17 protein-coding genes are annotated in these 13,525 nt (G+C 41.7%); 6 read left to right on the top strand and 11 right to left on the bottom strand.

Annotated elements, in window-relative coordinates:
• The 4 genes from BUA56_RS21535 to BUA56_RS24135 form a co-directional block, all read left to right on the top strand.
• On the top strand, positions 1-335 hold a 335-nt coding region (locus BUA56_RS21535; protein ID WP_207650961.1), incomplete at its 5' end, for a transposase.
• A gap of 201 nt (positions 336-536) precedes the next feature.
• Positions 537-761: a DUF3173 domain-containing protein gene (locus tag BUA56_RS21540; RefSeq protein WP_072854821.1), complete on the top strand. Its 225-nt coding sequence runs from the start codon at positions 537-539 to the stop codon at positions 759-761.
• A 4-nt stretch (positions 762-765) separates the two neighbouring features.
• A complete protein-coding gene (locus BUA56_RS24130; protein ID WP_479724308.1) occupies positions 766-1,410 on the top strand; it encodes an Arm DNA-binding domain-containing protein in 645 nt (214 codons plus the stop codon).
• Complete coding sequence (locus tag BUA56_RS24135; RefSeq protein WP_479724309.1) at positions 1,364-1,942, top strand: site-specific integrase; 579 nt, start codon at positions 1,364-1,366, stop codon at positions 1,940-1,942. Before BUA56_RS24130 ends, BUA56_RS24135 begins: the two co-directional genes overlap by 47 nt.
• 226 nt (positions 1,943-2,168) lie before the next feature.
• On the opposite strand, the gene BUA56_RS21550 is transcribed toward BUA56_RS24135, so the two are convergent.
• The 7 genes from BUA56_RS21550 to BUA56_RS21580 form a co-directional block, all read right to left on the bottom strand.
• Positions 2,169-3,926, bottom strand: coding sequence for a DUF2326 domain-containing protein (locus BUA56_RS21550; protein ID WP_072854822.1), 1,758 nt, complete (start codon positions 3,924-3,926; stop codon positions 2,169-2,171).
• Positions 3,911-4,138 (bottom strand): ABC-three component system middle component 6, encoded by a 228-nt coding sequence (locus BUA56_RS21555; RefSeq protein WP_242946852.1) that lies wholly within the window; start codon positions 4,136-4,138, stop codon positions 3,911-3,913. Before BUA56_RS21555 ends, BUA56_RS21550 begins: the two co-directional genes overlap by 16 nt.
• Positions 4,125-5,096 carry an SMEK domain-containing protein gene (locus tag BUA56_RS21560; protein ID WP_072854823.1) on the bottom strand — a complete coding sequence of 324 codons (972 nt, stop codon included), beginning with the start codon at positions 5,094-5,096 and terminating at the stop codon, positions 4,125-4,127. The genes BUA56_RS21555 and BUA56_RS21560 overlap by 14 nt, the downstream gene beginning before the upstream one ends.
• A 154-nt stretch (positions 5,097-5,250) precedes the next feature.
• On the bottom strand, positions 5,251-5,439 hold the full coding sequence (locus tag BUA56_RS21565) for a hypothetical protein (protein WP_072854824.1): 189 nt from the start codon (positions 5,437-5,439) through the stop codon (positions 5,251-5,253).
• A 23-nt stretch (positions 5,440-5,462) separates the two neighbouring features.
• The gene (locus BUA56_RS21570; protein ID WP_139249520.1) at positions 5,463-5,807 is read right to left on the bottom strand and encodes a hypothetical protein; all 345 of its coding nucleotides are present in this window, start codon (positions 5,805-5,807) and stop codon (positions 5,463-5,465) included.
• Positions 5,808-6,025: 218 nt separating this feature from the next.
• Complete coding sequence (gene guaA, locus BUA56_RS21575; RefSeq protein WP_072854826.1) at positions 6,026-7,570, bottom strand: glutamine-hydrolyzing GMP synthase; 1,545 nt, start codon at positions 7,568-7,570, stop codon at positions 6,026-6,028.
• 100 nt (positions 7,571-7,670) lie between these two features.
• Positions 7,671-8,993: an MATE family efflux transporter gene (locus tag BUA56_RS21580; RefSeq protein WP_423241209.1), complete on the bottom strand. Its 1,323-nt coding sequence runs from the start codon at positions 8,991-8,993 to the stop codon at positions 7,671-7,673.
• Between the two features lie 220 nt (positions 8,994-9,213).
• Between BUA56_RS21580 and BUA56_RS21585 the strand changes: the two genes are divergently transcribed.
• Positions 9,214-9,549 carry a cyclic-di-AMP receptor gene (locus BUA56_RS21585; protein ID WP_072854828.1) on the top strand — a complete coding sequence of 112 codons (336 nt, stop codon included), beginning with the start codon at positions 9,214-9,216 and terminating at the stop codon, positions 9,547-9,549.
• Between the two features lie 83 nt (positions 9,550-9,632).
• Here the strand turns inward: BUA56_RS21585 and spoIIID are convergent, their stop codons facing one another.
• From spoIIID to BUA56_RS21610, 4 genes are all read right to left on the bottom strand, one after another.
• Positions 9,633-9,887 carry a sporulation transcriptional regulator SpoIIID gene (gene spoIIID / locus BUA56_RS21590; RefSeq protein WP_072854829.1) on the bottom strand — a complete coding sequence of 85 codons (255 nt, stop codon included), beginning with the start codon at positions 9,885-9,887 and terminating at the stop codon, positions 9,633-9,635.
• Positions 9,888-10,060: 173 nt separating this feature from the next.
• On the bottom strand, positions 10,061-10,645 hold the full coding sequence (locus BUA56_RS21595) for a sugar O-acetyltransferase (protein WP_072854830.1): 585 nt from the start codon (positions 10,643-10,645) through the stop codon (positions 10,061-10,063).
• A 13-nt stretch (positions 10,646-10,658) separates the two neighbouring features.
• On the bottom strand, positions 10,659-11,693 hold the full coding sequence (locus BUA56_RS21600) for a nucleotidyltransferase domain-containing protein (protein WP_072854831.1): 1,035 nt from the start codon (positions 11,691-11,693) through the stop codon (positions 10,659-10,661).
• A 211-nt stretch (positions 11,694-11,904) separates the two neighbouring features.
• On the bottom strand, positions 11,905-13,053 hold the full coding sequence (locus BUA56_RS21610; RefSeq protein ID WP_072854833.1) for an amidohydrolase: 1,149 nt from the start codon (positions 13,051-13,053) through the stop codon (positions 11,905-11,907).
• A gap of 214 nt (positions 13,054-13,267) precedes the next feature.
• Between BUA56_RS21610 and BUA56_RS23505 the strand changes: the two genes are divergently transcribed.
• The coding region (locus BUA56_RS23505) for a transposase (RefSeq protein ID WP_479724310.1) at positions 13,268-13,525 on the top strand (258 nt) is incomplete at its 3' end.

Genomic DNA, 13,525 nt, shown 5'->3' on the forward strand with positions numbered 1-13,525 from the left:
AAGAGATCTATATCTGCGAAGACTGCAGCGGATGCCCAAATGCAGAGCAGTGTAAAAAGACAGAGAAAAACCGCAGCATCAGAGTAAACCGGGAATTGACGGCCATGTACCAGGAAGTGATAGAAAACCTTGAAAGCATCCATGGAGCCCTGTTAAGAATGAACCGTTCGATTCAGGCAGAGGGAACATTTGGAATCATAAAAAATGACCGCTGGTATAAAAGAATCGTAAGAAGAGGAATCGAATCAGTGCGAATGGAGATATTTCTGGTTTCCATAGGCCATAATCTTTATAAATATCATAATAAGCAGATGCGACAACAGAAAGCAGCCTAAAAAGAAAAAGCAGTAAACTGTGGGGAGGGGGATTTTATGCCCTTTTTTACTCCCAAAAGGTATCTAAATATAATATAATACCATCGACTATGCCGATGGTATTATAAAAGGGGCTTTTTTCACAGCCCCGTTTATTTTTATTGCCGATACAATAATAGACAGATATTGAGGTTTCATATCTGGTCTATGGAAAGGAGGATTATGATTACCGTAACAAAGCAGGACTTAATCGCTTTAGGTTATGGAACTTCTTTTGCGGCGGATATTATAAGGGAAGCAAAAAAACTTATGGTTTCCAAAGGGCATACTTATTACCTTTCAAGAAAGCTAGACCGAGTACCCAGAGAAGCCATTGAAGAACTGTTAGGAATAACACTATCGGCAAACAAGATTGATTGTACTTCTTGTAATACAAGTAAGGAGTGAAATCATGGCAAAAGACCCGATTAAAAAAGCAGATAATGGAACTTATTTCTTTAGAGCAAATTTAGGTTACAATTTGATTACTGGAAAACAGATTCAGAAATATCGTAGTGGCTTCAAAACAAAAAAGGAAGCTAGAGAAGAGTATTCCAAGCTGGTTTTGACTTCTACCGAAGAACTGACAGAAAAAAAGGAAACTATTTCTTTTCAGACCTTTATCGAAGACACTTATCTTCCGTGGAATAAAACACAGGTAAAAGAAAGCACTTACCTAAACCGTCGCTCTACCATTCAAAAGCACTTTGCCTACTTCTACAAAATGGCAACAAACGAGATAGAGCCTATCCATGTTCAGCACTGGCAGTTGAAGCTCGCAAAGGAATTTAGTCCAAACTACATCCGAATTGTGCAGGGTATGTTTTCAATCGCATTTGACCGAGCTATTGTATTGGGAATTGCAAAAAAGAACCCCTCACGAATGATTGGCAACATCAAAAGCAAGAAAACAAAGGTGGACTTCTGGACTTTAGAAGAATTTCAATTCCCTGCTTTACAGAGGAGATTACTACGAGCATTACCTTTTTATTTCTTTCTGGTTGCTGTTTATGACAGGAATGAGAATTGGAGAAGCGGCGGCTCTGGAATGGTCTGACATTGATTTTGACACAGGACTATTAAGCATTACCAAAACACTGTACTATAAATCAATGGACGATTATAAGTTTGTTGAGCCAAAGACACAGGCGAGTATCCGTACTATCTACATTGACGCATATACTATAAACGAATTAAAGGCATGGCGTGAGGTTCAGCAAAAGGTATTGAAGAATTGTAACCTTGTACTAAGCTATAACGGTATTCTCACTAGCAAGCACACACTTCCAAGAGCATTGGAAAAACTTGCTGGACTTGCCGGAGTACACCGTATCAAAATTTATGCGTTAAGACACTCCCACGCTTCCCTGCTTATCAGTATGGGCGAAAATCCCCTGCTGATTAAGGAACGGCTGGGGCATGAAAAGATACAAACCACGTTAGGTACTTACGGACACTTATATCCTAACACCAACATTGAAGTTGCCAAGAGATTAACTGGTGTACTTACTTACACCTCTGCTTCTCACAGCATAGCCGACTACACAAGTAATCAGCATACGGCTGTCTATCACAGAGAGGTTGAATAGAAAAATGCAATCGCAATGCAATGATACAGGAGAAAAGCCGCAAAGTCCTAGTGTTTACGGGCTTTGCGGCTTAGCTCCGACTATTCAAACTCCTCAAAGTCATTGTGCAATCGTGGTATTTCTGGCGGATTTTTCACAATTCTCGTATCCATATTATACTGTTTTTTAGGGGTATTTTGAGTACCCATAGATTTTAGTACCATAATAGTTCCACACCACCATAATATCAATTTTCCTGATAGTTTCGTTTTAAGAACTTTCTTTCTTTCGTAAATATTGCTACCTGATGTTCATCAATATCCATTTTTATCAATTTCCTTCGTTCTTCGTTTTCGATTTTATCCCTATTTAACGTAAGAATATATTGAAAATCTTGAAATTGTTCCTCTTGTTTATAAACATAATTTAAACACTGAACCAGAGTATCTTGATCAACATCGAAAATATTGTCATGCACTAAAAATAACGGATGTCTTTGCCTAGTATATTGATTAAACAACAATGCCATATCATAAATAAATACTTTAGTCCTATCCACGCTATGACTTCCATCATCATAAATACGTAAATTTAATACCACAGGTGTTTTGCTCCTGGCATTATCAATTGTTTGTATATCGAAAGAGCATTCTTTATTTCCCATGATTGATTCATGTATTTCTAAAATAGTGTTTATAAAACTATGTATAATTTCACTATTTTTCTCAATTTCTTCATCAATCTTCATGATTGCCTGCGTTTTTTGTAACTTTAACACTTTTTTCTTCTTATCATTTTTCTCATATTCATCAAATAAATATTTAGTATGGGAGAGTGCATCTTTCTTAGTCTCATATATCTTTAAGCTAGTCTTTAGGTTTTTCAACACTCCTTTCTTATCTATGACTTTCAACTTTTCAGAATATTCATCATCTAAGATTCTTATCTGTTCCGCAATAGCTTTTAACTGGTTTTCTAACTCTCTAGCCTTTTGATTAACCAATGTCCTTTGAAACTCTTCTATCTTGTTTTTAAAACCAACCACTTCAGTTAAGGATTTTACCACAGCATTTCCTAAATCATTTTTAAACTGGTTATAAACGAGTTCAATTTCATTTTCATCTACTTGTTCTGGTTTTGGCATTCTCCTTATCTTTTCATAGTCATGTCTTAAAGCCTTTTGACGTTTACGCAACTGATCTAACAAATTCTCTAGTTCTACAATTTCTGCCTCCATAGAATCAAAAGTCTCATTCGTTTTAAAACTTTCAATAGCGTCTTCCATTTTCTGCAATTCATCTTCCAATGCGTTTAATTCAGCTCTCACATCGGATATTTTCTTTTGTCCACCTTGTGTTAATTCTTTCTTATTTTCTGATATTATCTTTGTTGTTCCTTCTATTTCCTTAATAGTATCTAATGAATTGCGGTAAGACTCCAGTGAACATCCCAACATAAATAAATGTGCGCTTAAATCATCAGGAATCCTTTTAGTCAAATCATGACATTTAATAATATCTGTAAATTCTGATCTTTCATCTCTCATTAAAATAGAGAATAAGTTTCTAAAACTTGGAACTTGTTTTCCATTTAATTTTGAAAATATAAGTCCTGTTAAATATTCTCTGGCATCTTGGATTTTTTCAAAGGATACGGCTTTACCATTCCTTATAATAATTGGCTTATCCGCTTCTTTTCTATTTCTCTTAATTGTAACTGCATCATCCCCTATATCTAAATCAAGCATTACATATTCTTCCACATCAAATACTTCTTTTGGAATCTTGGCAATTCTTGATTTATCATAATCGCTTAAAAAACAAAAATCTAGGAACTCAATGCTCATAGATTTTCCAACTCCATTTGTCTTTCTGCCCTTCACAGAACTATTATCATATTTCTCGCCCAAAATGAGATTTACCCCATCATGAAATACAATTTCGTCAAAAAAATTATTTTCTGAATATAGGCGATTAATACGAATACGATTTATTTCTTTATCCATACATTCGCCTCCTCAAAATCGACAATATTAACAGAGTATAAAAATGAAAGACCGAGTATCAACTGTCTACTACTTGTAATCCCAGCCTTTTTCAAAGCTTTAGAAACATCAAAAATAGATACTTTATCTGTATTTTGTTTCTGAATCTCTTTGAGTATAATATAACCAATATACATAGCAGAAGATTTCAGCGCATTACTATTTGCCATCATTATACTCACCTCTTTCATTTGGAAATACTCTACATTTAATCATCTCGTTAACCAGATAGAATTTTATTGCCATTCTATCATATTTCTTGCCATTTATACTCAACTTCTCTTCAAAATATGCGACTAATTTATTGAGAGCCACAATAGGATCATTTTGAGCCTCTTGTAAAATCTGCATACTAATATCTTGTAAATAGAGCATTATTATAATATCCTGTGCCTCGTCTATTCCTAATGTTTCATTTACTATCTCTACTGCCTCACCATAAACAGTTAGTAATGTTGTGTATTCTGAAATTATATTATCTGCAAACTCACGAAATCTTTTAAAGATTTTATATTCAGGATCAATTACTGTCTCTCGAAGTTTTTTAACTTCCCTGTGTTGTGAAATATATTCTATTAAATCTATTATTGTATCAATCTCATTAGCTTGTGTTCTTTGTCCAGCATAATATTTCTCGTTAAGTTCATTTAAAAGATAATCATTAATTTCTTTTAGTTTTTCGGTTTCTAACTTACGGACATCCTTAATAATACTTTCTACATCCCATATGTCCTTTTTCTTATCAAACGAAAATTTCCCTTCTGTATCAAAGTCTGTTGTATAATTTTTCTTATGGGTTAATATCAAAATAATCAGTCTATTATATATTTTATAAGATTCCTTCTCTTTAAACTCTTTGATCGTATGTTTAATCTTGCTGCTATCATTATCTGATGTCACTTGAATTGACAACTTATTTTTAGGATCAAAAAGATCAATAGCTGCTGCATTTTTTTCCAAATGATTAATATTTCTTAATTCATATCCATAAATTAGATTTAAAAGCCCTGGGAAAAAATCTTCTGCAACAATATTAATATCATAGAGGTTAATGGCATTTCTTACAGTTACCTCTTTACTTAATAGCGCAAGGCTATCTGCTATGTTCTTCAAATAGATTTCTCTATTCATCGTGCCTAATTCCCTCCTCTTTTGTACCTTGGTTAATTCTATCACATTTTTTTGTTGATTACTATTGCTTTTTTGTCCAATTTGTGGTATGTATATCATCAATTTTCACATAACAAATGACCGTACCATGCCTCTGCACAATACGGTCACTCACTTATTCCTCTACCGCCCGGAACAACTCAATTAGCGATTTCAGTCCGGCCAGCTTTTCCATATCCACTGCGTCTGCGGATACTACTCTTTTTAGTTCTGTCTCGATCTCATCCATTCTATGTTGAATATCTATCAACATCTTCCAATTGGCCACAATCTCCAGTTTTTGTTCCAGACTGCTCTGGATCATGTAATCCTGTTTTTTCTTTCCGCTTATTCCTCCTCTTCTGTTTCTAACCTCTTATCCTCAATCACGTTATAAAAATCGAAAATAAATTCCGACACAAAAGATTCCTGCAGTTCTTCCGATTTTTCCAACTGTACGATCTCCTGCGGATATTTCATACCGGCAATTCCAAACAATCCTCTTATCATATGGAACGCCTCGCTGGTTCTGTCTGTATCCACCAATGCAGTTATGGAAAAATAAATATCATCCATATCCTCAATCCTCTGGCTGTTGGAAAACAGCTTGTCGATCAGGGGCAATGTATATGCTCCGGAGATCAGATTAACAGCATTGTTTACATTACTTGCGGCTTTTCTCGTTTTCTTCATAAATAATTCCTCTCTTTCTTTTTGCTCTGGCAGGCAGCCATATATTATAGAACGCAAAAAAGCCGCCTGCTCTCGATTAAAAGAACAAACGGCTTTCTGCACATTTCTATCTCTTTATTCATTTTTACTTATTGCAATTTTAGTTCCAAAATAGTACCACGGAGCATATGACAAGTCGGGAAACCCAGTGTTTAAGCGGCTTCCCGGCTCCCTGTTTACTATTCAAACTCAATCGTCGCCGGCGGCTTCCCCGTACAGTCATAAAGCACCCTATTAATATGCTTCACTTCATTCACAATCCTGCTGGTTGCCTTCCCAATCACTTCCCAGGGAATCTCCGCGCTCTCTGCTGTCATAAAGTCTGTAGTTGTAACTGCCCGCAGGGCCACTGCATAGTCGTAGGTTCTCTCATCCCCCATGACCCCCACAGACCGCATATTTGTAATCGCGGCAAAATACTGTCCAATCTTCTTGTCCAGCCCGGCATTTGCAATCTCTTCCCGCCAGATGGCATCCGCGTCCTGAACCATTTTTACTTTCTCGGCTGTTACTTCTCCGATGATTCGGATCCCCAGTCCCGGGCCGGGGAATGGCTGGCGAAATACCAGATATTCCGGAATTCCAAGCTCCAGGCCGGCCTTTCGCACCTCGTCTTTGAACAGGTCCCGAAGAGGCTCTATAATCTCCTTGAAATCTACATAGTCAGGAAGTCCTCCCACGTTGTGATGAGATTTAATTACTGTAGACTCTCCGCCTACGCCGCTCTCCACAACATCGGGATAAATGGTTCCCTGAACCAGGAAGTCCACGGCACCGATTTTCTTTGCTTCTTCTTCGAACACACGGATGAACTCTTCCCCAATAATCTTCCGTTTACTCTCCGGCTCCTCCACGCCTTTTAATCTCTCATAAAAGCGCTCCTGGGCGTTTACACGGATAAAGTTCAGATTATACGCTCCCTCAGGGCCGAACACAGCTTCTACTTCGTCTCCCTCGTTTTTGCGGAGCAGTCCGTGGTCCACAAATACACAGGTGAGCTGGTTCCCCACTGCTTTTGACAGCATAACTGCTGCCACAGAGGAATCCACGCCTCCGGAGAGAGCACAGAGCACTTTGCCTTTGCCTACTTTTTGGCGGATTGCCTGGATGCTCTCTTCCACGAAAGAATCCATTCTCCAGTCTCCGGAGCATTCACATACCTGGTAGACGAAATTAGAAAGCATCTTTTTGCCTTCCTGGGTGTGGAGCACTTCCGGGTGGAACTGAACCGCGTACAGATTCTTTTCTGTGTTCTGTACAGCTGCCACCGGACAGTCTGACGTATGGGCAATAATGTCAAATCCGGGAGCTGCCTTTGCAATATAATCGTTGTGGCTCATCCAGCAGATCGTCTTTTCGGATACTTCCCTGAAAAGCTTAGCCGAAGGATCTACCGTAACCTCAATTTTCCCATATTCTCTCACCGGGGCGGTTCCCACTTCTCCTCCCAGCAGGTGCATCATAAGCTGAGCGCCGTAGCAGATGCCCAGAACGGGGATTCCCAGCTGGAAAATCTCCCGGGTGTAGGTAGGGGAGTCCTCCAGATATACGCTGTTTGGTCCGCCAGTGAATATAATACCTTTCGGCTGGATTTCTTTTATTTTTTCTATATCTGTTTTATAAGAAAATATCTCGCAGTATACGTTGCATTCACGCACGCGTCTGGCAATAAGCTGATTATACTGCCCGCCAAAGTCCAGAACTATGACTGTCTCTCTCTTCAAAATAATTCCTCCTGTGTGTTAGTTTTCCATCAAACTCTATCCGGCCGATGGATCTGTACCTCATTATATAGGAGCTCTCCCTCCTTGACAATGGTAAATTTTATATTTTCTGCAATTGCCACCTTCCTCTGAGATACCGCCATACAAAGGCAATGGACCGGAACAGCCAGTCTATGGTCATAGCCACCCACACTCCGAATACTCCCATCTTTAGGTTCACTCCAAGAATGTAGCTGAAGCCAATCCGAAAGACCCACATAGAAATAATGGCCAGAACCATAGTGTATCTTACGTCGTTAGAAGCCCTCAGTGTATTGGGCAGCGTGAAGGATAAGGGCCATATAGTTACCACACAGATCGAATGGTAAATCAGGATTTTATAGGCATAGGTGCTGGCCTCATGGGACAGGCCGTAGATGCGGATAATCAGAGGCAGGATCAGCATCAGCAGTATATTAATGGCAATCAGGGCCAGATAGGTGATCTTCATCAGCTTCCGGGTGTAATATTTTGCCTGCTGGTAATCTCCCGCTCCCACGCACTGTGAGATAACGGTAAGCAGCGCAAATCCCACGGACATGCCCGGCAGAATGGCAAACATAGCGATATTATTGGACACTGCATTAGCGGCAATAGACGACGTTCCGAAGCCTGCCACGATACTCAGCACCAGAATCTTGCCCAGCTGAAACATACTGTTTTCCAGGCCGTTGGGGATACCGATGTAGAGAATCTTTTTCAGCAGCATTCTGTCTATATGAATGCGGAAGGGTCTTACAATATGAAGGGTTCTCCTGGGATCCGCCAGCATAATCATCATCAGGATACAGGCAATGACCCTGGACGCAAGCGTAGGGATGGCAACTCCCTCCACGCCTCTGTGCAGTCCGTAGATAAGAATAGCATTCCCGCCCAGATTAATTGCATTCATAATCATGGACAGCTGCATGGACATTTTGGAATTTCCCATGGCGCGGAAGATGGCAGCGCCTGCATTATACAGGGCGATAAAAGGGATGGAAGCAAATACAATCAACAGATAGATATTGGCATCGTACATAACCTCGGCTTCGATTTTGCCGAAGACACCGTGAAGAATAAATCCTCTGCACAGATAACCCAGGGCCATAATCACCAGGGAAAAGGATGCCGTAAATAAAATCAGCTGATTGGTTGCCTGGCAGCCCATATCCTGTTTCTTCTTGCCTATAAACTGTCCGGCTACGACAGCTCCGCCGGTCGCAAGGGCGGCAAATATATTAATTAACAGAATCATGACCGTATCTACCAGAGATACGCCGGATACGGCAGCCTCACCTACGCTGGCTACCATAATAGAATCGGCCAGTCCCACGAAGGACTGGAGGAACTGTTCCACGATCAGAGGAAGGATTAGCCTCTTCAGATCCTTGTTGCTAAACATGTAATTCATTTTTCTCTCCTCAAAAATGTTTATCTTAACGCATTTTTAACATTTCCCTCACATTATACTGCTATCCCCTTTGCCTTACAATAGGGCGATGAGAATAATTTTCCGGGCTTTCTTTATAAAACTTAACCGTTGACGGAAGGGAGAGTCAAGTTTTATAATAATACGGAAAGTTAGCTTTTTGAAACCATTGGCAGGAGAGGAGAGATGTCCTATGAAAATGATTTATGCAGTGGTATGTGCCAGTGATGTGAATAACGTTATGTATGCCCTGAACCAGGCCGGCTTTGCCGTTACCAAGGTTTCTACTACCGGAGGTTTTCTCCGAAAGAGAAATGCAACTCTTTTTACAGTTGTACAGGACGATCAGATACAGCAGGTGCTTGATATTTTTTCTGAGGAATGCGGAAAAAGAAAGCAGATTTCTTATCCAACCCCATATCCGGAGAGCTCCAACGGCTATAACTATGCCGCGATACCCTCGATTCCGGTAGACGTGGGAGGGGCTACCATCTTTGTCCTTAATGTTGAACAGTGCCACAAGCTATAAGCATGCTGCCGCAGCCATTCTGATAGGATATGGCTGCGGCAGTTTGATTCATGATAAGCAGGTTCTTATGTGCAGCAAGGCAATCAGGGGGCTTTATGCAAATATTTTTCTCTGGTGGCCATTCCGCCACGGATATGACGCTCCTGCTTATTTACATCCAGAACTTTTCTTGCTTTCCTGGCAAGCGTAGGATTGATCTGCAATAAGCGTTCGGTTACATCTTTATGTACCGTTGACTTTGATACCCCAAATTTCTTCGCAGTCTGACGCACCGTCGCATTACAATCTATAATGTAATTGGCGATGTCCACCGCACGTTCTTCAATATATTCTTTCACGGAAGTCCTCCGGAAAACTTGTTTTTACAATGTATGCAGGAGAGAATCCGTATATGTCAGTAGAATGGCTCTTTCAGCTGCCCCGCCTTTCCGGATAAAAATTCCTGAAAAAGCTGCAGTTAAAGGAGAATATTTTCCTTGTACTTCTTATAATTATAGGGCTGCCGCAGCGTTTATAGATTATCCCTGATCACTCTGCAGGGATTTCCATACGCAATCTTATCTGAAGGTATATCCCTTGTCACAACACTTCCCGCACCTATCACAACGTTACTTCCAATGGTCACACCGGGCAGAATAATCGCTCCGCCGCCAATCCACACATTATCCCCGATGATTACCGGTGCCGATTGGGTCTTGCAGAATGCAAACCCGCCGCTTTCCGACAGCTCCCCGAACCGCTCTGCGGCATTTGTGGGATGATATGCGGTATAGATTTGAACATTAGGTGCAATAAGCGCATTGTTGCCTATGATAATACTGTTATCGTCCAGGAAAGTGCAGTTCATATTGACCTCACAGTTATTGCCGAAGGATATATTGCACCCGTAATCTGCATAAAATGGCGGTGTAATCCAAAGATTTTTTCCCCGTCCCCCTAATAATTCACTCAGAATCCTGTCTTTTTCCGCCAAGCACTCTGAACCCGTCTGATTATACTCACGAACGAGATTTTTCGCTTTGTGCCATTGTTCCAATAGTTCAGTATCTCCACAGTCATATATTTCTCCTGCCAGCATCTTTTCTCTCTCTGTCATATCTGTCCTCCGTTTATATCTCATCTGTCACTACTTTTCGATTCACCCGCATAACAAACGCCTCCACAGCTTCCCTGTCCGGTTCATCCGGAAGGGCGGTTTCCCGGGCTGCCCGTTCCAGCGCTTTTTCATAGCCTGTCAGCATCTCATAGAATTCCGTGCGGAAGGTGCCGTCCTCCTTCTGAAACTCCCCGTTTCTGATGGATAACAGCAGGTGACGTTCCTGTTCCCGATATGTATGAATCTCGCCCTTCTCCAGTATATCAATGGCCATCAAAAAGAGGCGGATTAAATGCATGGCATGTTTATTCAGATGATTGTCGTCTTTTTTCCTGTTTCTCTTCCCTATTTTATCATAATCTCTCACAATGTTATTCATCTCTGCCCAGATATTTTTATAATCCCTTAAGGGATAATGCCTGAGATCCGCGTCAACAAATATTTCCGTCTCCAGCTGCGGATTCCCGGATACATCAATATAGAGATTCAAACTCCCGTTTTCAAAGCTGCTGTACCGGCTCTGAAACTCGTGCATCGCATTTCTCACAGAATGAAAGATATGCAGTTCCTTCTCCTGCTGGGGATAGGAATCCCTGGCCAGCGCATTTTGCAGGCGTCTGAGCTGGGCATCCGCATAACCTCCGAAGGAATGTACTGCCCTTTTTGACAGAAACAGGCTGCGGTTTGCGAGAAGCTCCTCTCCGATCTGGTTCAGATACAGGTAATGCTCTGGATTTAGACCCAGAAGCTCTATGGTATTGGGATTGCAGTTCAAAAGCAAGGTGATTATTTTCCGAAAAGAGTAAATAGTCGTATCTGTTTTCTGATCCACATACTGCTCAAAGTTTGTCATGCCGATGAGGTCGGACTTTTGATTGAGGGCTATTCCCCGGATATCGATGTCGCTGTTCTCATTGTTGGTTCCGTAGGAATAACTGCCTGCAAGCCCCAGAAGGATCACGTGTTTTCCTAAGTGTTTGTCGTTTTTTATGAAATTGTAGTCCTGATTGTCCAGCAAGAATTTGTCTGGTTTTCCGTTTCGGTTCATAGTCCTCCCCAATAATTTATATCATTGTCTGTTCCGGTTTCTGCATCCATGCCCGCAGACCGTACTCATACGCAGCATACACATTTCTCCCCGGGCATAGATTTTCCAATTTTTTGGCTTTGGTATAGTATAGCATGCATTGACAAAAAGGCGAAGCCCCTGCTGTAAGACTTCGCCATTTTCTGAAAAAAATTGCCATTTTAAATTACGTTTACTCCCGGCGGTATACTGTCTCCCCGTCAATCACTGTGCAGATGGTCTCAGTAAATACTTCCATGGGATTTCCTGTAAACACCGCAATGTCCGCGTCTTTTCCCACTTCCAGGCTGCCTACCCGGTCATCTGCACGGCAGATTTTTGCGGGATGAATGGTCAGTGCCTTCAGACCGCCCTCCAGTGACATTCCCTGCTGCACAGCCATCCCCGCGCACAGGGGGAGGTACCGGATAATCGTTACCGGGTGATCGGTTGTGACCGCAACCATCACTCCTGCCTTCTCCAAAACCCCGCAGGTTTTAAAGCTCATATTTTCTACCTCTATCTTCGAGCGGGAGGTAAGATCTGTTCCCACAATGGCGGGGAATCCAGACGCTGCCACCTCCTCGGCAATCAGATGTCCCTCGGTGCAGTGATCCAGAGTTATATCCACATCAAATTCCCTGGCTATGCGGATTGCTGTCAGAATATCATCCGCCCTGTGTGCATGGGCCTTCATCGGAATCTTCTTCTCCAGAACCGGAATCCAGGCTTCCATGCGGAAATCCTTCTCTGAGAGCTTTCCCTTTTTCTTCTTTTCCCAGTACTGCTTTGCCCGAAACAATTCCTCCCGGAGCATAGCTGCAATCGCCATCCGGGTAGCAGGGGACTGGCCCTGATCCCCATAATTGGTCTTTGGATTTTCCCCGAATGCCACTTTCATGGCAGCCGGCTCCAGTACGCTCATCTCATCAATACACCGTCCGTGAGTTTTCATAAATACAAACTGGCCGCCCACTACATTTGCACTTCCCGGGCCTGCCATAACCGAAGTGATTCCTGCCAGGATAGCATCGTGAAAGGCACAGTCCATGGGATTCACCGCATCCAGCCCCCTGAGCTGAGGAGTAATGGGGTCCGTAATCTCATTACAGTCATCTCCAATGGTTCCCTTGCGCTCCTCCGTAATTCCGATGTGGGTATGAGCGTCAATCAGGCCCGGCATAATCCAGCCGCCGCATGCGTCAATTACCTCCTCACTGTCATCCACGCATATGGTATCCATACTTCCTATGTCTGCGATCACCTTTCCCTCCGTACGGACATATCCATTCTCCCAGACCTTTCCTGCCATAGTTAAAACTCTACCGTTAATCAGCAGCATAACAAAAACTCCCTTCTATTTGCCAATTCTGTTATACTATCTGCATAAATTAAGGCTTTTATACATTTTATGGCAATTAGGGACAGGTGTGTTCTAATTTGGGACAGGCCGATCCCCAAAAGGGGGGGCTGTGAAAAAAGTCCCGTAAAAAAAGAACGCTTTCAGGTATACAAACCTGGAGGCGTTCTTCTTTTTGTGGTAAAATTAATCTACTATGAACAATAATACCGAGAAATATTATACCGCAAAACAGGGAAGGCTGCCACTGTTTTTTTCGGATTGTCTGGATATCTGTGATCCAGTATTAGCATTTGACAGAATCATGGAGGAGATTGGAATAGAAAGATATCTTAGGCCAGAGCCCTCACATAAACTGGGCCGGCCCGGATATAATCGGGTCAACATGCTAAAGACAGTCCTGTTCGGCTTTATGGACACTGGATACGCTTCCCTTCGGGAATTAGAAGACCGA

The sequence above is a fragment of the Lactonifactor longoviformis DSM 17459 genome (assembly GCF_900129135.1).
In the GTDB taxonomy this organism is placed as follows: domain Bacteria; phylum Bacillota; class Clostridia; order Lachnospirales; family Lachnospiraceae; genus Lactonifactor; species Lactonifactor longoviformis.

What these genes read in the sequence shown, in the direction of transcription:
- BUA56_RS21560 (WP_072854823.1), bottom strand. Translation starts at nt 5,096, where the DNA reads ATGAATAGAGAAATCTATTTGAAGAACATAGCAGATAGCCTTGCGCTA.
- BUA56_RS21580 (WP_423241209.1), bottom strand. Translation starts at nt 8,993, where the DNA reads ATGTTTAGCAACAAGGATCTGAAGAGGCTAATCCTTCCTCTGATCGTG.
- BUA56_RS21595 (WP_072854830.1), bottom strand. Translation starts at nt 10,645, where the DNA reads ATGACAGAGAGAGAAAAGATGCTGGCAGGAGAAATATATGACTGTGGA.
- BUA56_RS21565 (WP_072854824.1), bottom strand. Translation starts at nt 5,439, where the DNA reads ATGATCCAGAGCAGTCTGGAACAAAAACTGGAGATTGTGGCCAATTGG.
- BUA56_RS21540 (WP_072854821.1), top strand. Translation starts at nt 537, where the DNA reads ATGATTACCGTAACAAAGCAGGACTTAATCGCTTTAGGTTATGGAACT.
- BUA56_RS21555 (WP_242946852.1), bottom strand. Translation starts at nt 4,138, where the DNA reads ATGATGGCAAATAGTAATGCGCTGAAATCTTCTGCTATGTATATTGGT.
- BUA56_RS21570 (WP_139249520.1), bottom strand. Translation starts at nt 5,807, where the DNA reads ATGAAGAAAACGAGAAAAGCCGCAAGTAATGTAAACAATGCTGTTAAT.
- BUA56_RS21550 (WP_072854822.1), bottom strand. Translation starts at nt 3,926, where the DNA reads ATGGATAAAGAAATAAATCGTATTCGTATTAATCGCCTATATTCAGAA.
- BUA56_RS21585 (WP_072854828.1), top strand. Translation starts at nt 9,214, where the DNA reads ATGAAAATGATTTATGCAGTGGTATGTGCCAGTGATGTGAATAACGTT.
- BUA56_RS21610 (WP_072854833.1), bottom strand. Translation starts at nt 13,053, where the DNA reads ATGCTGCTGATTAACGGTAGAGTTTTAACTATGGCAGGAAAGGTCTGG.
- BUA56_RS21600 (WP_072854831.1), bottom strand. Translation starts at nt 11,693, where the DNA reads ATGAACCGAAACGGAAAACCAGACAAATTCTTGCTGGACAATCAGGAC.
- BUA56_RS24130 (WP_479724308.1), top strand. Translation starts at nt 766, where the DNA reads ATGGCAAAAGACCCGATTAAAAAAGCAGATAATGGAACTTATTTCTTT.
- BUA56_RS24135 (WP_479724309.1), top strand. Translation starts at nt 1,364, where the DNA reads ATGACAGGAATGAGAATTGGAGAAGCGGCGGCTCTGGAATGGTCTGAC.